16 protein-coding genes are annotated in these 18,273 nt (G+C 47.0%); 13 read left to right on the top strand and 3 right to left on the bottom strand.

Features of this window, described 5'->3' with window-relative positions; all coding sequences use genetic code 11:
• The 8 genes from AB4Z29_RS26100 to AB4Z29_RS26065 all read left to right on the top strand — a co-directional run bounded on the left by AB4Z29_RS26100 (position 1) and on the right by AB4Z29_RS26065 (position 6,365).
• A complete protein-coding gene (locus AB4Z29_RS26100) occupies positions 1–318 on the top strand; it encodes a cytochrome C oxidase subunit IV family protein (protein WP_139994795.1) in 318 nt (105 codons plus the stop codon).
• Between the two features lie 91 nt (positions 319–409).
• Positions 410–1,306, top strand: coding sequence for a cytochrome c oxidase assembly factor CtaG (ctaG, locus tag AB4Z29_RS26095; protein ID WP_441945898.1), 897 nt, complete (start codon positions 410–412; stop codon positions 1,304–1,306).
• 57 nt (positions 1,307–1,363) lie between these two features.
• Positions 1,364–1,807 carry a DUF420 domain-containing protein gene (locus tag AB4Z29_RS26090; RefSeq protein ID WP_376769705.1) on the top strand — a complete coding sequence of 148 codons (444 nt, stop codon included), beginning with the start codon at positions 1,364–1,366 and terminating at the stop codon, positions 1,805–1,807.
• A 262-nt stretch (positions 1,808–2,069) separates the two neighbouring features.
• Complete coding sequence (locus tag AB4Z29_RS26085) at positions 2,070–2,795, top strand: hypothetical protein (protein ID WP_441945897.1); 726 nt, start codon at positions 2,070–2,072, stop codon at positions 2,793–2,795.
• A 29-nt stretch (positions 2,796–2,824) separates the two neighbouring features.
• Positions 2,825–3,211, top strand: a complete 387-nt coding sequence (locus tag AB4Z29_RS26080) for a GntR family transcriptional regulator (RefSeq protein WP_441945896.1) — start codon at positions 2,825–2,827, stop codon at positions 3,209–3,211.
• A 15-nt stretch (positions 3,212–3,226) separates the two neighbouring features.
• Complete coding sequence (locus AB4Z29_RS26075; protein WP_441945895.1) at positions 3,227–4,141, top strand: ABC transporter ATP-binding protein; 915 nt, start codon at positions 3,227–3,229, stop codon at positions 4,139–4,141.
• Between the two features lie 18 nt (positions 4,142–4,159).
• On the top strand, positions 4,160–5,065 hold the full coding sequence (locus AB4Z29_RS26070; protein ID WP_441945894.1) for an ABC transporter ATP-binding protein: 906 nt from the start codon (positions 4,160–4,162) through the stop codon (positions 5,063–5,065).
• Entirely contained in the window at positions 5,058–6,365 is a 1,308-nt protein-coding gene (locus tag AB4Z29_RS26065; RefSeq protein WP_441945893.1) for an ABC transporter permease, read from the top strand. The genes AB4Z29_RS26070 and AB4Z29_RS26065 overlap by 8 nt, the downstream gene beginning before the upstream one ends.
• A 340-nt stretch (positions 6,366–6,705) precedes the next feature.
• On the opposite strand, the gene AB4Z29_RS26060 is transcribed toward AB4Z29_RS26065, so the two are convergent.
• Together AB4Z29_RS26060 and AB4Z29_RS26055 are read right to left on the bottom strand one after the other, a co-directional pair.
• The gene (locus tag AB4Z29_RS26060; protein ID WP_441945892.1) at positions 6,706–7,503 is read right to left on the bottom strand and encodes a sulfite exporter TauE/SafE family protein; all 798 of its coding nucleotides are present in this window, start codon (positions 7,501–7,503) and stop codon (positions 6,706–6,708) included.
• Positions 7,504–7,541: 38 nt separating this feature from the next.
• A complete protein-coding gene (locus tag AB4Z29_RS26055; protein ID WP_441945891.1) occupies positions 7,542–9,155 on the bottom strand; it encodes a carboxylesterase family protein in 1,614 nt (537 codons plus the stop codon).
• A 153-nt stretch (positions 9,156–9,308) separates the two neighbouring features.
• On the opposite strand from AB4Z29_RS26055, the gene AB4Z29_RS26050 reads away from it, so the two are divergent.
• Positions 9,309–10,193, top strand: coding sequence for a LysR family transcriptional regulator (locus AB4Z29_RS26050; protein WP_441945890.1), 885 nt, complete (start codon positions 9,309–9,311; stop codon positions 10,191–10,193).
• A 35-nt stretch (positions 10,194–10,228) separates the two neighbouring features.
• Here AB4Z29_RS26050 and AB4Z29_RS26045 read toward each other — a convergent pair whose 3' ends face one another.
• Positions 10,229–11,038, bottom strand: a complete 810-nt coding sequence (locus AB4Z29_RS26045) for an SDR family NAD(P)-dependent oxidoreductase (RefSeq protein ID WP_441945889.1) — start codon at positions 11,036–11,038, stop codon at positions 10,229–10,231.
• 538 nt (positions 11,039–11,576) lie between these two features.
• On the opposite strand from AB4Z29_RS26045, the gene AB4Z29_RS26040 reads away from it, so the two are divergent.
• The 4 genes from AB4Z29_RS26040 to AB4Z29_RS26025 all read left to right on the top strand — a co-directional run bounded on the left by AB4Z29_RS26040 (position 11,577) and on the right by AB4Z29_RS26025 (position 18,179).
• A complete protein-coding gene (locus tag AB4Z29_RS26040) occupies positions 11,577–14,381 on the top strand; it encodes a family 78 glycoside hydrolase catalytic domain (RefSeq protein ID WP_441945888.1) in 2,805 nt (934 codons plus the stop codon).
• Positions 14,371–14,580 carry a hypothetical protein gene (locus tag AB4Z29_RS26035; RefSeq protein WP_441945887.1) on the top strand — a complete coding sequence of 70 codons (210 nt, stop codon included), beginning with the start codon at positions 14,371–14,373 and terminating at the stop codon, positions 14,578–14,580. Before AB4Z29_RS26040 ends, AB4Z29_RS26035 begins: the two co-directional genes overlap by 11 nt.
• A gap of 258 nt (positions 14,581–14,838) precedes the next feature.
• On the top strand, positions 14,839–16,389 hold the full coding sequence (locus tag AB4Z29_RS26030; RefSeq protein ID WP_441945886.1) for an ABC transporter substrate-binding protein: 1,551 nt from the start codon (positions 14,839–14,841) through the stop codon (positions 16,387–16,389).
• Between the two features lie 251 nt (positions 16,390–16,640).
• The gene (locus AB4Z29_RS26025; RefSeq protein WP_441945885.1) at positions 16,641–18,179 is read left to right on the top strand and encodes an ABC transporter substrate-binding protein; all 1,539 of its coding nucleotides are present in this window, start codon (positions 16,641–16,643) and stop codon (positions 18,177–18,179) included.
• The last annotated feature ends 94 nt before the right edge of the window (positions 18,180–18,273 follow it).

Below are 18,273 nucleotides of genomic sequence, written 5' to 3'. Positions count from 1 at the left end.
ATGGCAAGCAATCACACAGCCACAGAGGAAAGCCCCAAGCGTCATAAGGTCGAAGGACCTAAGAAGCATATCATCGCCTTTATTTTCTCAGTCCTGCTTACGTTTATCGCATTCGCGACCGTAATCAGCGGCGAGATCAACAAAGACTTTATTTACATTATTTTGATCGGTTTAGCCGTTCTTCAAGTATTCGTTCAGATGGCATTCTGGATGCATATGAAGGATCGCGGTCATACATTCGCCATTATCGGCATTCTGACAGGCGTCTTCATCGTATTCACATGTGTAATCATGGCTGAATATTGGGCTTGGTGGTAATACATTGTTTTGATGGAGGAGAGGAGGGTCCCGAGGCTTGGGTCCCTCCTCTTTTCTAAAAAGGCTAGCGTAATTGAAAGGAGCTTCCACGATGCTTGGCTTACAATATTTCCGCTTCGAGGAATTGTGGACCCCGATGTTTTTATTCGGAATGGCTGCTATTGTCATTCTATATTTCTATTTGATCGGTCCATGGCGCGAGAAGCATGCTCCGCAAGCACCTGCTGCGACAGCAAAGCAAAAGACGATGTTTGTATCGGCTGCCGTTATGTTATATTTGGTCCACGGTGGTCCTTTTAATCTATTAGGCCATCTCATGTTTACGTTTCATATGATCAATATGTCTGTTTCCTATTTAGTCGTTCCACCGCTCGTTCTGCTAGGTATACCAAGCTTTTTGTGGATCAAAATGTTTTCCGCGCCATTCTGGCGGAAATTCAGCTTTATGATGCACCCGGTTATGTGTCTTGTGTTGTTTAATGTATTGTTCTCTGTTTATCATATTCCCGTTGTCCATGACTATGTGATGACGCACTTCGCCGTGCATCGTCTTTATTATTTGATTCTGCTAATCACGTCCTTTATGATGTGGTGGCAGATTACAGTTCCAGTTCCAGAGTGGGCTAGACTGACAGACTTGAAGCGAATGGCGTATGTATTCGCGAATGGCATGCTGCTTACACCTGCATGCGCGCTTATTATTTTCGCCAAAACGTCAATGTATGCGATTTATAGCGATCCCAACGTTTGGGTAACCGCGATGGGCTATTGCGTATCGGGTGATCCGACAAGGCTGCTGGACAGCTTTAGCGGACCGCAATTTTTCAATTTGATGGATGTCGTTGAGGACCAGCAGCTTGGCGGTATTGTGATGAAGTTCGTACAGGAAATTATGTACGGGGTAATTCTCGTCTATATTTTCAAGCAATGGTTCAAACGTGAGCATACAGAGGATGATTTGCCGAATACGAATACCGGTACGGCTTAGAACGTACTAATCATTTTGTTAATCATAGGTGGGGTAACGTTGAACAGTTATAATATTATGCCGACAATTAGTACTTTCTTCATCGTGCTGAGTGCCGTTCTAGTAGGGGTAGGATGGAGTCTTGCCATTAAACGCAGGCTGGAAGAGCATCAAAAGGTGATGTTCTATGCAGCGGTATCTGCGACGATCTTCTTCATCGTGTACGTGTCGCGGACGATATTCGTAGGCAATACATCATGGGGCGGGCCGGACGGCTTGAAGCCTTATTATCTGGTTTTCTTATTATTCCATATCGTGCTTGCTACGGTAGCTGCCGTATTCGGCATTACGACGCTAACGCTTGGTTACAAGAAGAAGTTTGCGAAGCATCGCAAATGGGGCAAGGTAACCTCGATGATTTGGTTTGTTACGGCAATTACAGGCACAATGGTTTATGTGCTGCTGTACCTCATGTACCCAGGTGGCCATACGAAGCCGGTTATTGATGCGATTTTTGGATAAGCCATAATGGGATATACCATAGAAGCTATGCATGCGAAAGAGTTATCTTTCGAGTGCATAGCTTTTTTTGTAATTAAGACTTTATATGTTTCACGCGATAAAGTATCTTCTATTTCTACGAGAAACGGATACCCTCCTCTTGCTGAGGATGGCGTAGCCGTTTCTTCTTGTTGGTAAGGGTTGACAACTGTGTATACAGTGAATATACTGTGTATAAGGATATATACAGTATAGAGAGTGAGCATTGAAAGGAGCGAGTGCAGTGGGATTATGGAAAGGCGCTTGGTTTCTAGCGAAGCATGAGCTTGTGAGAGACGGCTGGAAGAGCCTGTTCACGTTATTGTTTATCGGATATTTATTGTTATTTACGGTTCCGATGATGCATAGCGTCCTGAGTGGGGATAGCAACGAAATGATGAATTGGGCGACGGACTTTTTATATCTTACATTCTTGCCTATCCTTGGTTTTGTTATTAATCAAACGATGATGCGTTACTGGAAAGAAAACTCGTATACAAGAAAGATGGCATTATGGCGGATATTGCCGATCTCATCGAGGCAAATCGCGCTTGGCCGAATTATACAGTTGAGTGTCGTTTTGTTCTGTGCCCAGCTTGTATATTTTATCTTGCAGTTCGTATTCGTGCGAAGCATGGGAGCGGATATTTCGGTCATCACCTTTATCCAATACGCTGTGTTTTGGTTCGGTTACTCGCTTACCGTATCCCTTATTTATGTATACTGGGAGATCGGTCATTCAGGTAAAGTATATTTCTTCTCCAATCTCATCTATATTGCAATATTGCTAGCTGTCACCATATGCTTTACAACATTTAATGGCGGGACTATGGTTGCTGCTTCACTACACGCTATAGATGACGGCAGCTGGTGGATGCCGATCATAGCCATTGCTGTCAGTGTGGTAGCCATCTTGATTGGGGTCAATCGGATTGAGAGTCGATTGGAGAACCGCAGCTATCGTGCATAATTAATCGGGAATGGAAGAAGGTGAAGGTTATGCGGCTGCCAATACAGATTAATGATCAAAGTGCTGAGCCGCTTTACCATCAAATTGAAGTTCAACTGAGAGCTTTAATTGTAAGCGGACAGTTGGCGGAGGGTGTGCTGCTTCCGTCCATACGAGAGCTTGCGCAAACAGTCAAATGCAGCGTCATTACGGTGAAGCGCGTATATAACGATTTGGAAGCAGAGGGATTGCTTCGAACGAGGCAAGGAACAGGGACATACGTAGCACAGGTAGGCGATCAAGAGCGAGACCGGCACAGGCTTGCTGCAGTTGTTGAGGCATTGGAGCAGGCGGTCGTTGCCGCAAAGCGCGTGCAGTGTACGGAGGAAGAGCTGAGGATGATATTCCAGGAAGCAATAACGAAACATTACGAGTAACGGAGGGACATATTGATGAATGAGACGTTGGCTATTCAACTAGACGGTGTGGAGCAGAGCCGTTCGAACTTCAAGCTAGGTCCACTTCATATGAGTATTCCAAAAGGATATATTACGGCAATTGTGGGGCCGAACGGCTGTGGCAAAAGCTCGACGTTCCGCCTGATGCTTGATCTGGATAAACCGGATAAAGGGACAATCGAGCTGCTTGGCTGCAAAGTTAATCAAGGAATAGACACGGAGCTGAAGAAACGGATCGGGTATTTGCATGATCAATCCTCCTCCCATGAGAACAATATGACCGGAGCTGCGAAAGCCGAGTTCCACCGGTTCTGGTACGATGACTGGGATATTAATCGTTACCGCGAGCTGCTGCACGCCCTTGAGGTAGAGGATCATCTCATGCTTGGCAAAATGTCAAAAGGGATGCGGCGCAAATTTGAATTTGCGCTGGCGCTGGCGCATGGACCAGAGCTGCTCCTTCTGGATGAGCCTTCGTCTGGACTCGATCCGCTTGCCTGGAAAACGATGATCGAGCTGCTCCACCGTTACATGGATAGAGGAGATCGTACGATTCTGATGACTTCTCATATCATTGAAGAGGTAAAACGGCTTGCCGATTACATTGTTTTTATGGCGCAGGGCAGGGTGCTTGGGATGTATGAGAAGGATGAGCTGTTCAGCAGCTGGTTTACCTTGTTCGTTAGTGGAGCGGAGCTATCTTCGAAGAAAGCAGCCGAGCTGCCCGGTCAATGCGGAGTTGAGCATGCTGGTGCGACAACCTTTCGGATTACGACGAACAAAGCGGCCGAAGCTGAGGAATGGTGCGCCGCAGAGGGGTACCAGATTGTCAGCAGGCAGGCGCTGGAGCTTGATGAGATCATGAGTGCGTTGTTGCAGCAGGACAGAATGTATACAAGAAAGAACTAATAGAGGAGGAAGAATACAATGCAACCATTAAGAGTAGAAAAAGTCGTTAAACAATACGGGGATAAAACAGCGGTCAACGGCATCAGCTTCGAGGTAAGCGAAGGAGAGATTTATGGCTTGCTTGGCGCGAACGGAGCCGGCAAAACGACAACGATGCGGATGGTGCTAGGCCTCATCTACCCGGACGAAGGAAACATCCTGTACAACGGGAAAGCCTACAGCAAGGAGCAGCTTCGCAATCTTGGTTATTTGCCGGAGGAGAGAGGCTTGTATCCAAAGGTGCGCATTAGCGACCAGCTGATCTACTTGGGTCAGCTGCGGGGCATGTCCAAGAATGATGCGGATCAAAGCTTGAAGAAATGGTTAGATCGCTTTGATGTACCTGAGTATTATAACAAACGGGTGGAAGAGCTATCTAAAGGAAATCAGCAGAAGATTGGATTCATTGCAAGCGTGATCCACTCTCCCCAAATTGTTATTTTGGATGAAGCCTTCAGCGGTCTCGATCCGGTCAACGTGGAGCTGTTGAAATCAACGGTCAAAGAGCTGCGGGATTCAGGCAGCAGCATCCTGTTCTCGACGCATCGGATGGAGCATGTCGAGGAGCTATGCCGGAATATTACGATACTGCATCGCTCGAATGTCGTACTGAAAGGCAATTTGAAAGACATCAAAAAACAATTCCCCAAAGAGCGCGTTATTCTCAACACCGATAAGGAAGTGTCCGGTCTTGAGAGCATAAACGGTGTCACGCAGGTGACCCGTCATGAGAATGGCTACGAGGTAGGTATCGCAAATGAAGCGGCAGGTATGGACATCCTTCATCATGCGCTCAAGCAGTCAACGATTACGAGGTTTGAGGTCAAAGAACCGACATTAAACGAAATTTTTATAAAAACAGTAGGTGGTGATAACCATGAATAGTTTTTGGACCGTTGTTGGCTTTACGTTGAAAAATAAGTTCAGAGGCAAAGCATTTGTGATTACAACGCTTATCATTGCTCTCATTATTACTATCGGTATTAACCTGCCTTATATTTTCTCTCAATTCAGCAGTGGCGATAAAGTAACGAGCATCGGTTATGTTCAATCAGCGCAATCGGAAGGCTCGGCGACGGGCGACCAGCTCAAAGCTTACTTCGAAGCGCAGGAGAAGCCAGGCGTAAAGCTCGTTCCATATGAAGACAAAGGCTCCGAAGCCGAGAATGAGAAGCAGCTGAAGCAAGCGATTACAGATAAAGACATTAAAGGCTACTTGGCATTCGGCGAAATAACAGATAGCGGTTTTCCGGAAATAACGTATAAATCAGAGAAAATGCTCGCGTTCGAGCTCACAAGCTCCATTCAAAGCGGTTTACAAGTCATTCGCCAAGGAACCGTTCTAAAGGATGCAGGTTTAAGCTCCGAGCAGATGGCTTTGCTGAATGCGCCGATTGAGATTGCATCGGTACAAATTTCGGCAACGGAAGGTGCAGGCAGCCTCGGCGAAGGCAAAACACCGGAAGAGCAAGCCGTTAACATGGGACTCGTGTACTTCATCGTCATTCTGTTGTTCATGGCCATTATGATTACGGGCCAAATGATTGCGTCTGAAATTACGGCAGAAAAAAGCTCGCGTGTAATGGAGCTGCTCATTACGAGCGTATCTCCGCTTAAGCAAATGTTCGGCAAAATCGTCGGCATGTTTTTAGTTGGATTGATTCAAATCACGGTTTATGTACTTGTTATCATCATCAATATAAAATTGCCGCACAATAACGAAATGCTTGTGAAATTCAACATCGATCTATCGCAGATTGATCCGATGCTTCTTATGTACTCCGTGCTGTTCTATTTGACAGGTTATTTCCTGTTTGCAACCTTGTTCGCTGCTGTAGGTTCAATCGTCAGCCGTACCGAGGATCTAGGTCAAGCGGTATTGCCAATCACGATGCTATCGCTGGCTGGCTTCTACATCGCGATCTTTAGTATCTCAAGCCCGGACAGCATGCTGGTTCAGATATCATCGTTCATCCCATTCTTCTCGCCGTTCGTTATGCTGCTAAGATTGGGCTTGACCGATCCGCCAATGTGGCAGGTGCTTGGCTCGATCGGACTTCTGCTCGTAACGATTTACGCATCGGTATGGGTTTCCGCCAAAATCTATCGCACAGGCGTACTGATGTACGGCAAGCGTCCTACGTTTAAAGAGCTTCGCAAGGCGATGAAGGCTTATAAGATTTAAATGGTTGGGAATGAAATGTGAGCAACGGTTATAACTGAGACAGATGTAAGTAATAGCTGAGACAAATTACAATACATGTTTGAGACAAAATAAGACCCTTGATTTGTCAGAAATGCTGATAAATTAAGGGTTTTTCTTTTTCGGGCAATTGCTACTTTTTCCAGCAAACTATAGGCAGTGAAAGCCACTAGACCTCAAGGCGCACTGGGTTTTTTAAGTACAATGGTCAAAAGAGCCTAATCACTTATAAAAAGAGAGCGTCAGCATTTATTGTACTATCTACTTGATGGGGGCATATCAATTGCAGAGAGCCCCTTCGCTACATGTTTGAGTTTCATATCTATCCTCTCAACATCATCCGAATCGAAACCACGATTAGAAACACGGCTAAGATCTTTAGCAGCAGTTTGGCGGGTAAGCGTCGGGCTAGTCTAGCGCCGATCTGACCGCCAATAATAGCACCTGGAGCTAAACCAAGTACCATGAACCAGTCAATATTCAATAAGAAGGCGTGCGTTGACGTGCTTACGATAGCGGAAAGAAAAATTTGAAGCATCGATGTCGCGACAGCAATATGGGGCGAAAATCCGAGCAGCAGCGTCATCGTCGGAACCATAAGGCTGCCGCCGCCTACCCCAAACAGGCTTGCCATGAACCCCACCATAAAACTAATGACAATACCCGTAGGCATGTGATAAGCATAATCGAATCGCTCACCGCTGTTATCGATTAAACTGCGATTCACCGTTGGTTTGAAAGGCCAAAGGATTGGCTTATTCGGCTTATATAGGAGGATCAGAGCGATTATGATTAAGAAAAAACCGAAACTAACGAAAAACATTTTCCCTTCGATATGCTCTACAAACAACGCGCCAATAACCGATCCAGGAATCGAGGCGGCAGCGAACCGAGTCGCTGCCTGATAATCAATTCTCTTCTGCTTGGCATACACGTAAGTGCTTGAGATGGAATTAAACAAAAGCATCGCCATTGACGTACCCGCTAAATGAGAGGGGGGCATATCGGGAAATATAAAGGCCAATAAAGGTACGACGATGAATCCTCCGCCGAGACCGACCAATGAACCGGATATTCCCGCTAGCAGCCCGATTCCTAATAAAAGTATGAAAGTTGCCACATCGTATGTCCTTTCAGCTTATATGATCCAACGCTTATTCATTCTTTCCAGAAAAACCGGCCTGCAAATAGATACGTTCTAAGCCAATTTCGCTGTTCTTCTGACAAACGAACGTCTTCGTTCAGTCTAGACAGGATGGCTTCGGACGAAAGCTTCTGAACCAGTTGTATGGCAATTTTATCCACGCCAGCATCCAATGAGAGGATCTCGGCAGACCCAGAATCAGGGGTCCATTGTTTCCAAGCGGGGAGTCCTTCGCCATTTGGATTGCCATTTTTCAAGAAGCATTTTAAATAACTTTGCATAACTGTAGTAAGCGCCTTGCGTCCGGATTCGTTATGCTCGGTGTACATACCCGCAAAAAAACTTTGTACCGAAAAATCGCCCGTATAGAAGGGGATATCTGCGCCATGAGAAGCACCCAAAAGAAAACGGAAGGAAGGATCAATAACGCCTTCTTGCAACCCCCAGCCAAATCGGTATGCGAATATCGGAATTTGAGGGAGCATGACCGCTAATTTCTCAGCAACATCCTCTACATTGAATGCTCCATATATCTCGCTTCCATATTGAACGGCCATATCATAAAGCATCTTTTGTTCCGAATTGCCAATTAATTTCCCCTGCATCACTTGTGGCATGAAATGAGAGTCCGACAAAGCAAATGTGGAAAATTCACTGGCCGTGCTCCCAAGAACGATCGGAATGTTAAGATTCGTTCGGTTTGTAACATTGTCAAACCCCCCAATCGGAATGACAAAACCATCTTCGAACAAGTGTGGAAATGCAGTCATTCGAAGGCCGGTGTCTCCGATTAATTCAGCAAAGTGAATGGCTTGCTGACGATGCAGGTAATCGGAGATCGTATGTGCAGATTGCTTTGAAGTCCAATGGAGAGCCTCATCGCGATTAGTTGCTTCACCCGACTTGACGAGCAAAGACGTTAGGATATCGTTTGCTTTGGTTTCGCCTTGTTCTATTGAAGCGGTCGTGCAGCCTCCGCTCATTACATACAGCTTATGGAACAGTCCTTCACCTAGCGGAGATAGAAAAGCAGCCAATGCATTTCTCGCACCGGCGGACTGGCCTGCCAACGTTACATTTCCGGGATTGCCGCCAAAGGAAACGATGTTTTTTTGCACCCACTTCAAAGCATGTAAAATATCAAGGAGACCGTAGTTGCCCGAGTCATCCAAGGGATCTCCAGTCAGAAGTGCTTGATGTCGGAAAAACCCCATCGCACCTAGACGGTAGTTCACCGTGACAACGATACTGTTGGTCTCACGCGCTAATATGCTGCCCTGAAAATCCTTGCCCGAACCACCTATATTACCGCCCCCATGCAAAAATACGAACACGGGCAAATTCTCTTCTACATGAACTGGTCGCCAAATGTTTAAATATAAGCAGTCCTCGTTCCCATTAGGAGCACCTAGAACAAGCTGAACGCTGCTATGATTAAAATCATGTACGGACAATACGCCCGACCATGATTCAACCTCACGCGGCGCTTTCCACCTGAGGTTCTCCACTGGAGGCTTCGCATACGGAATCCCCAGCCAAGCGATTGCCCCGGTTTCTGGCAGACGCAGACCTTTAAGCTGACCGTTAGAAATAGTAATCGTTTCGTCCATTGTTTCATTTGCACTCATAACATGCCCCTCGTTTCTACTCCGTATGATCGCTAAGCTATCTAATCTTGCAAACGTTCTTTTCTTCATTATAAGGATTTGTTAAAATAAATAAAAATATATTGTTTTGTATAATATATATAACCTATTGGTTATGAAAGAGGTGGATTTTCGATGGATTTGCTTTCCCTGCGGTGCTTTCAAATCGTTGCTCGGCTGGAGAACATGACCAAAGCCGCCGAAATGCTGCAGGTCTCTCAGCCTGCAATCAGCAAATTGATAGGTAATCTTGAAAAAGAATTAACGATAAGATTGTTTGATCGCACAGGAAAATACATTCGATTAAATGAATACGGGAAGCGTTTTCTTGCGAAGGTCGATTTGGCCTTGCAAACGTTAGAGGATGGAAAAACGGAGCTCCTCGACATGGCTGAAAGGCCGACAGGAACCGTCGTAATCTTCATCCAGGTCGGATCCTATTTGCTTTCGGATATGATTGCACGATTTCGGCAGAAGTACCCGGAAGCTGAGTTCAAACTGCTTCAGCATGAGAATCACCGCAGTAATCAGGTCTTTGATCTTTGTATTTCCTCTTCTCCGTTCAGAATACCGGGAACGGAGTCTGTTCCAGTATTAACGGAAGAAATCATGCTTGCGGTCCCGAGCGGCCACAGGCTTGCAAACCGTAAAAGCATTCGTCTATCCGAGCTCTCGACAGACAGCTTTATTAGTTTAAAGCTCGGCAAGCAACTGCGCGAAACAACGGATTCCCTCTGTCGTGCAGCCGGATTTACGCCTCGAATCATTTATGAATGCGATGAGCCTTCGATGGTTCGAAGCTTAGTCCGTTCAGGGCTAGGCGTTTCTTTTATTCCAGCAGTTACTTGGGGCGGTTCTCAAGGCTCTTCCGTTGTTCTTCTTTCGATTGAAGAGCCAGTTAGTAGCCGAACGATTGAGATTTCATGGTATACGAACCGGTATATGACGAAAATTGCCCATAAGTTCAGAGGGTTTATTCAAGAATATTTCAAGGAGAGCACAACAAACAACTCCCTCTAGAGCTCTAGAGGGAGTTGTTGCTACAGGAGATAACGTTACTCCAAAATTTCCGGATGAGCCCATTGGACGGGAGTCACCTTGCCCGCATGCGAGCCGGCATCGATTACAATAGCCGAACCGCTAATGTAACGCGCCAAATCTGAGGCTAAGAACAAAGCCAAATGACCGATTTCTTTCGGGTCGCCAAGCTTGCCGCTTGGCGACAGTATTTTCGCGTATTGAGCAACGACTTCCTCGGGGGCTTGTCCCCAGATGGAGGTTCGGAACGTTCCCGGACAAATCGCATTGATGGAGATGTTGTACGGCGCGTAATCGAGGGCGGCACTCTTCGTAAGTCCGACTACGCCATGTTTAGCGGAAGCATAAGTAGCCATGGAACTGTTGCCTAGTATTCCAGCTTGGGAAGCAACGTTTATAATGAATCCCCCGGTCGACTTGGACTTCAGAATGGCTTCGACGGCGAACTTCATCCCGAGGAAGACGCCTCGCAAGTCGATAGCCATTAATCGATCGAACTCAGCCACCGAAAATTCATGCGTAGGCCTGCTTTCGGCAGCTATTCCGGCATTATTCACGAGACCGTCCAATCGGCCGTAAGTCGCGACGGCGAAATCGACGAGTTCTTTGACTTCATCTTCTTTGCTTACATCCGTTTTGAAGAAGACCGCATCTCCGCCCGCTGCTCTTATCTCCTCAGCGACCTTCGCTCCCTTGTCAGCGTTGATATCGGATACGACGACCTTCATGCCGTTCTCGGCATAACTCCACGCGATTGCTTTGCCGAGGCCGTCGGCAGCGCCTGTAACAATGGCAACTTTACCTTTTACGCTGGAAAAATCCGTCATTTCATGTCCTCCTGTTCATTCTGCAGCTCCTCCGTTTTCGCAACGGGGATTTTCTTAAGTTCTTGATTTAAATGATCAATTGCTTCTTCGGACAGAAGCCCGTCTCCGAAATGCAGGATCTTACAAAGGGGAACACCCATGGCACTCTTCAACTGCTGACTATCCTCAAAGACGGGTAAGGTCTTTTGGATGTTTGCTCTACATTCGGGATTCTCCCATAACATGCCAAGTTGTACGTCCAGATCATAGGCTTTGATATCTTCATTCAGAATGACACCTTTTTCCGATACGATGAAATCACCGGTATTCCTCCTCTATAGAACGTTTACCTGTCAACTCCACCTTAAAATAATCCGGTTAGTTTCTCTAACGTTTTTACGACTTTATTGATGGAATTTATACGACTTTTTATTAAAGAGATATGGTCGTCATAACGACAGCTAAAAAGTCGGCTAAGTGTTAGTCCGCGTATAATCCGAGATGGTATCGTGAAAAGGGAAAGAAACTACAGCGGAAATGATACAGGAGGTTACTAAATATGCTGGAAGCAGTGTCTTTGCGAACGGAATATCTGGAAAATCCATTGGGGTTGGATTCGGTCAAGCCGCGTCTGGGCTGGAAGCTTCAAAGCAACGCGGAGAATGTGCTACAATGCGCATATCATTTGCAAGCATCTGAAACCTTAAGTTTCGTTGACGTGACGTGGGACAGCGGAAAGATGGAGACGAGCCAGTCACAGCATGTTTTGTACGCCGGTCCTGAATTGAAATCGATGCAGCGCCTATATTGGCGGGTAAAGGTGTGGAGCAACAAGGGAGAGGAATCACCGTTTAGCGAGCCAGTGTACTTCGAATCCGGGCTGTTGCACAGAGCGGATTGGATGGCTCGCTGGATTGAACCGGAGAAAGAGATCGACATTGACGTCTATAAGCCGGCTCCATATATAAGGAAAGAGTTCGATGTGAAGAAGGGACTCGTTTCGGCAAGAGCCTACCTTACGGCGAGGGGTCTTTACAGCTTCTATTTGAACGGAATTGAAGGAACGGACCATTTGTTTACGCCGGGATTCACTTCTTATCATAAACGGCAGCAGGTCCAAGCTTACGATGTGACGAGCCTTCTACGCGAAGGTATGAATGCGCTGGGGGTTATTCTAGGGGACGGTTGGTGGAGAGGCACGACCGGCGGGGCAAGCCTGAAAAACAACTTCGGCTATAAAGTAGCCTTGTTAGGACAATTGGTATTGACCTACGAAGACGGAAGTCGCGAGATCATCGCCAGCGACGATTCCTTCAAGACGTCCCGCGGACCTTTGCTGAAGACGGACATGAAGGCGGGAGAGGCCTACGACGCCACGATCGATATCGATGGATGGAACAAGACCGGGTATGACGATTCCACATGGGAACATGTTTCCGTCACGGAGGATGGATATGACAATTTAATCGGGACGAACAGCGTGCCGGTACGCACGAAAGAACGTTTCACGCCTAAAGTGCTGCGGACGCCGAACGGGGAAACGGTATTGGACTTCGGGCAAAATATTGCCGGGTGGGTCGATATGAAGGTTCAAGGAGAGACGGGGACAAAGGTCGTTCTCGTCCATGGAGAGGCGTTGGACAAGCATGGAAACTTCACGTTGCAAAACCTTGCGGATCATGGACAATTGGAGGATTTCCAAGAAGTCCAATACATTTTGGCAGGCAACGGAGCTGAAAGCTACCGTCCGCGGTTTGCCATTTTCGGCTTCCGTTATGTCCTGCTGAAAAATTATCCAGGTACAATCGACCCGCATAACTTTACAGCAGTTGCGGTCTATTCCGATATGGAAGAGACGGGCAGGTTTACTTGCTCGAATCCGTCGCTCAATCAGCTCGTGTCCAACTCCATATGGAGTCAGAAGGGCAACTTTATGGAGGTTCCAACCGACTGCCCGACACGGGAGAGGGCGGGATGGACGGGGGATGCGCAGGTTTATGCCAGAACGTCGTCCGATTTCATGAATGTGTATCCTTTCTTCGAGAAGTGGATGGCCGATCTGGCAGTCGAGCAGTTCTCCGACGGATCGGTGCCAAGCACGGTACCTACTGTAATCGGATACCACAACTTAGCCGAATACGAGCGACTTTCCAAGACGAGCACCAATCCGATGATGGCGTTTCGCAAGCCGGGAGTGGCCAGCATGCTCGACGGTTCTTCGGGTTGGGGAGATGCGGCCGTCATTATCCCGTGGACCATGTACCTTTGCTATGGGGACAAGTCGATTCTGGAGAAACAGTTCGGATCCGCGAAGGCGTGGGTGGATTATATGGCCGCAAGCGCGAAAGTATCCAATCTACGATTTAAGGATACGCCGGTATATCAAAACGATACCGACGGGGAGCTTGACGCGAATTACGTCTGGGATACGAAGTTCCATTGGGGAGAATGGCTGGAAACCGACACGGAATTTACGGATCTGGCTGCGCTTTTGACGAAAACCGGCGGATGCTTCCCAGACGTATCGACGGCTTATTTTGCCTATTCGACCAGACTGCTTGCCGAAATGGCGCAGGTGCTTGGAGACGCCGAGGAGGAAACGAAATACAGGGAGCTCTACGGCAAAATCAAGCGTGTGTACAATCGGTATTTTATTAAAGAAGACGGTCAAATTGTGGAAGGCAGGCAAGCGCCGAACGTTCGTACGCTTGCATTTGATTTAGCGGATGACGATAAAAAACAAGCGGTTGCGGACAGCTTGGCGCATTTGGTCACGGAGCAAGATTATCATCTGAACACGGGATTCCTGTCGACGCCGTTCATTCTCCAAGTGCTGTCCGATTACGGTCATGCGGATATTGCTTTCAAGCTTTTGGAGCAACAATCGTGCCCATCGTGGCTGTATGCCGTCAGCAAGGGAGCAACGACGATCTGGGAAAGCTGGAGAGGAATGAAAGAGGACGGCGAGTTCTCGGGCTCGCTCAACCATTATTCGTACGGAGCCGTATGCGATTTCCTCTTCGCGGGCATAGCGGGAATCCGTCCGGTTTGGGAGGATCCGGGCTATAAGCACTTTATATTGAAACCGTTGCATGGAGGAACGCTTACGCAGGCGTCCGCTACGTTCGAATCCCTCTATGGGACTATTGGGTCGGGCTGGGAGAAGACGGGACAAGGGATCGTCTATCGATTCGAGGTGCCGGCCAATACGACGGCGACGATCATGCTTCCGGGCAATGAAGACGATCTGAAGAACGGATTCGAGAATTTCCCGGATGCGCGCTGCGAAGATGGACGAATCCTCTTTACGGTGGGAAGCGGCGAGCATCGCTTTGCCGTATCGTTGAAGGGAGATGGGTTGTAATGGTCAAACCGCTTCGATTATCGAGTCGGGTAGTATGGAGTTGGGTTATGGCAATATGTATCTTAAAGCGCTCGTGTCTGCGGCGATCAGTTACGGCGTGCAGGCCGTTATCCTGGAAACCCATACCAACTGGGTAGAGGATTCTCCGATCAAGTCCTTGCAGCTTAGCGCAAAATTCATGAATGAAAACACCGAGTAATTGAAGTATTGAACATCAAACAATTAAGGGCTTAATGGAACGCTTGGACGCATCGATTTGAAGCAATTTAATCGAAGCGCCGCTCGAAGCGTCATTCATTAGGCCCTATCTATTTCTATATACGAATGATTGAATAATTCGCTAAAGCGATACCAAAAGTCGTGAAAGAGGTATCAAAAAAGTCGTCAAAGCGTTAGTTAATTTCCAAATAAAGCGCTATCATAAATGTGAAAATGGACATAAACGAGGGGGATTTAAATGAAAAAGAAGCTGAAATTTATTGGTCTTACACTAGCAGCGACCATGTCGATGGGGTTAATCAGCGCGTGCGCGTCTAACAACGATAATAACGTTGCATCCAACACCGCATCAAGCACTCCATCGAGTACCGGCCAGCAGGATAGTGCGGCTCCGAACGAAGCAACGAAAGATCCTTTCGAATTAACGCTTGCATTGCCGATCATTGGAGCAACGCCGGCGGATCTACCGTTGGTTCAAGAAGAAATAAGCAAAATCACAAAAGAGAAAATAAACACAACCGTCAAAATTTTGCCGATTAGCATCGGGGCATGGAATCAACAAATGAATTTGATGTCATCCAGCGGCGAGAATCTGGACTTGTTGTTCGAATTCGGCCAAGGCTACAGCGCCGATATGGCGGCAGGCAAAATTATTCCGCTGGACGGTCTCTTGGACCAATACGGCGCCGGCATCAAACAAGCGATTGGAGCCGAATATTTGGCAAGCGCAAAGCTTAATGGAGAAACCTACGGCGTACCTGTGTACAAGGACTATACAACTGGAACAAATTCGATTCTTATGGATAAAGCATTGGTGGACAAACATAAGATCGATGTAACCTCCATTAAAGAATTCAATGACCTGGATCAAGTATTTAAGACGATTAAAGAAAACGAGCCTGGTATTGTACCGTTTTCGGTAGGCTTAGCCGTTCCTGCGGATAAGTATGGCGATTATGACAGACTGGGCAATCGATTTGGCGTGTTGCCTGGCTTCGATAACGGGCTTAAGGTTGAAAATATATTTGAGTCCAAAGCGTACGAAGACTATCTGAATACGATGCACAGCTGGTTTAAGGCTGGATATATTAACAAAGATGCAGCTACAAGCCAAGTCTCCGGTATGGAAATGGTGAAAGCGGGCAAAGCCTTTGCTTACTTCGATGGCCTCAAGGTCGGAGGAGCGGAAGTGCAAAGCGCAGCAGCAGGCAAAGAACTTATCGCTGTACCGATATCGGAGAACACCTATGCGACAACATCGGATGCAACGGCGGGATTGTGGGCAATCTCCAACAATTCCAGAAATCCTGAAAGAACGATGATGTTCTTGGACCTCATGTACAGCGATAAGAATCTTTCCAATTTGTTCGTATGGGGTATTGAAGGTAAGCACTATGTGGAGGTGTCGGATAATACGATTGATTATCCGAAAGGCATCGATGGGACTACGGTAGGATATACCATACAAACCTGGATGGCCCCTAACCCATCCATTGCCTATCTACGTGCATCTGACTTACCGGGAGCATGGGAATTGACGGCAGAAGCGAATAAAAACGCGATCAAATCAAAAGCGCTTGGCTTCGCATTCAACTCGGAACCGGTTAAGAACGAAATTACCGCGCTCCAAAATGTCATCGAACAATATAGAAAAGCGCTGGAGTCGGGAACGTTCGATCCGGCAGACAAACTTCCAGAGCTTAGAGAAAAGCTTAAGGCGTCCGGGATTGATAAAGTCATCGCGGAAAAGCAAAAGCAGCTGGACGAGTGGGCGGCGTCGAATAAATAATAAAGGCAAGAGGATACAACTGCTAAGGCATTGCAGGGCTTAATGTTAAGCGCTTGGGCGCATCGATCTGAAGCAACTTGATCGGATCGATGCGTCGCTCGAAGCGTTATTCATTAAGCCTTGTCTATTCTCACCCTTCTAATTGTGCAAGTCGCCAATACGGCATAAAAAAAGTCGGCAAAGTGTTAGTCGACTCCTGAGTAAAGCGTTAGTATAGAGGTGAAAGCTAACGCAAACGAGGGGGAAATGCAATGAAAAAGAAGTTGAAGTTTGTCAGTTTGACACTTGCAGCGATAATGTCGATGGGGCTGATCAGCGCATGCTCGTCTAATAACGACAATAATGCTGCATCGAACACACCGTCGGGTACGGGCAAGGAGGCAAACGCTAGTCCTAACGAAGCAACGAAAGATCCATTCGAAATAACACTAGCATTGCCGATCATAGGAGCAACGCCGGCGGATCTTCCGTTGGTTCAAGAAGAAATGAGCAAAATCACGAGAGAGAAGATTAACGCAACCGTCAAAATTTTGCCGATCAGCATTGGCACATGGACACAACAAATGAATTTGATGTCATCCAGCGGCGAGAAGCTGGACCTGATGTTCGAATTTGGACAGGGCTACAGCGCCGATACGGCGGCAGGAAAAATTATTCCGCTGGACGATCTCTTGGATCAATACGGCACGGGCATCAAAGGGGCAATTGGTCCAGATTATATGGCAAGCGCCAAGCTTAATGGAGAAACGTACGGCGTTCCTGTGTATAAGGACTATACAACCGGAACAAATTCGATTCTCATGGACAAAGCGCTAGTGGACAAACATAAGATCGATGTAACCTCAATTAAAGGACTTAATGACCTGGATCTGGCATTTCAGACAATAAAGGAAAACGAGCCCGGTATTGTGCCGTTTGCGGTAGGCTTAGTCGTTCCTGCGGATAAGTATGGCGATTATGACAGACTGGGCAATCGATTTGGCGTGTTGCCTGGCTTCGACAATGGACTTAAGGTTGAAAATATATTTGAGTCCAAAGCGTACGAAGACTATTTGAATACGATGCACAACTGGTTTAAGGCTGGATATATTAACAAAGATGCTGCAACAAGCCAAATCTCCGGTATGGAAATGGTGAAAGCGGGCAAAGCCTTTGCTTACTTCGATGGCCTTAAGGTCGGAGGAGCGGAAGTGCAAAGCGCGGCAGCAGGCAAAGAACTTATCGCTGTACCGATTTCGGCGAATACCTATGCGACAACATCGGATGCAACGGCGGGATTGTGGGCAATTTCCAACAATTCCAAAAATCCTGAAAGAACGATGATGTTCCTGGAACTCATGTATACGGATAAAGAGCTTGCTAATTTGTTCTTATGGGGAATTGAAGGCAAGCACTATGTGAAGGAATCGGATAACATCATTAAATATCCGGAAGGAATCTCAGCGACTACGGTAGGATACACGATTCAAACCTGGATGGTACCTAACCAATCCATCGGTTACATCCGGACAACTGACCTGCCGAATGTATGGGAATTAACGGCCGAAGCGAATAAAAACGCAATCAAATCGAAAGCGCTTGGCTTCGCATTCAATTCGGAGCCGGTTAAGAACGAAATTACCGCGCTTCAAAATGTCATCGAACAATATAGAAAAGCGCTGGAGTCGGGAACGTTCGATCCGGCAGACAAGCTGGAAGAGCTCAGAGACAAGCTTAAGGCGTCTGGGATTGATAAAGTCATCGCGGAAAAGCAAAAGCAGTTGGACGAGTGGGCGGCAACGAATAAATAATAAAGGCAAGAAGATTCGACCACTAAGACATTGCAGGGCTTAATGGGACGCTTGGACGCATCGATCTGAAGCAATTGAACGGATCGATGCGTCG

Origin of the sequence: Paenibacillus sp. 2TAB23 (genome assembly GCF_052115165.1) — a bacterium.
Classification (GTDB): domain Bacteria; phylum Bacillota; class Bacilli; order Paenibacillales; family Paenibacillaceae; genus Pristimantibacillus.
This window is presented reverse-complemented; position numbering and strand designations above follow the sequence as displayed.

Bases quoted from the DNA above. Each gene is read 5' to 3' on its own strand.
- AB4Z29_RS26100 (WP_139994795.1), top strand. From the start codon at position 1: ATGGCAAGCAATCACACAGCCACAGAGGAAAGCCCCAAGCGTCATAAG.
- ctaG (WP_441945898.1), top strand. From the start codon at position 410: ATGCTTGGCTTACAATATTTCCGCTTCGAGGAATTGTGGACCCCGATG.
- AB4Z29_RS26090 (WP_376769705.1), top strand. From the start codon at position 1,364: ATGCCGACAATTAGTACTTTCTTCATCGTGCTGAGTGCCGTTCTAGTA.
- AB4Z29_RS26080 (WP_441945896.1), top strand. From the start codon at position 2,825: ATGCGGCTGCCAATACAGATTAATGATCAAAGTGCTGAGCCGCTTTAC.
- AB4Z29_RS26075 (WP_441945895.1), top strand. From the start codon at position 3,227: ATGAATGAGACGTTGGCTATTCAACTAGACGGTGTGGAGCAGAGCCGT.
- AB4Z29_RS26070 (WP_441945894.1), top strand. From the start codon at position 4,160: ATGCAACCATTAAGAGTAGAAAAAGTCGTTAAACAATACGGGGATAAA.
- AB4Z29_RS26065 (WP_441945893.1), top strand. From the start codon at position 5,058: ATGAATAGTTTTTGGACCGTTGTTGGCTTTACGTTGAAAAATAAGTTC.
- AB4Z29_RS26055 (WP_441945891.1), bottom strand. From the start codon at position 9,155: ATGAGTGCAAATGAAACAATGGACGAAACGATTACTATTTCTAACGGT.
- AB4Z29_RS26050 (WP_441945890.1), top strand. From the start codon at position 9,309: ATGGATTTGCTTTCCCTGCGGTGCTTTCAAATCGTTGCTCGGCTGGAG.
- AB4Z29_RS26045 (WP_441945889.1), bottom strand. From the start codon at position 11,038: ATGACGGATTTTTCCAGCGTAAAAGGTAAAGTTGCCATTGTTACAGGC.
- AB4Z29_RS26040 (WP_441945888.1), top strand. From the start codon at position 11,577: ATGCTGGAAGCAGTGTCTTTGCGAACGGAATATCTGGAAAATCCATTG.
- AB4Z29_RS26035 (WP_441945887.1), top strand. From the start codon at position 14,371: ATGGGTTGTAATGGTCAAACCGCTTCGATTATCGAGTCGGGTAGTATG.
- AB4Z29_RS26030 (WP_441945886.1), top strand. From the start codon at position 14,839: ATGAAAAAGAAGCTGAAATTTATTGGTCTTACACTAGCAGCGACCATG.
- AB4Z29_RS26025 (WP_441945885.1), top strand. From the start codon at position 16,641: ATGAAAAAGAAGTTGAAGTTTGTCAGTTTGACACTTGCAGCGATAATG.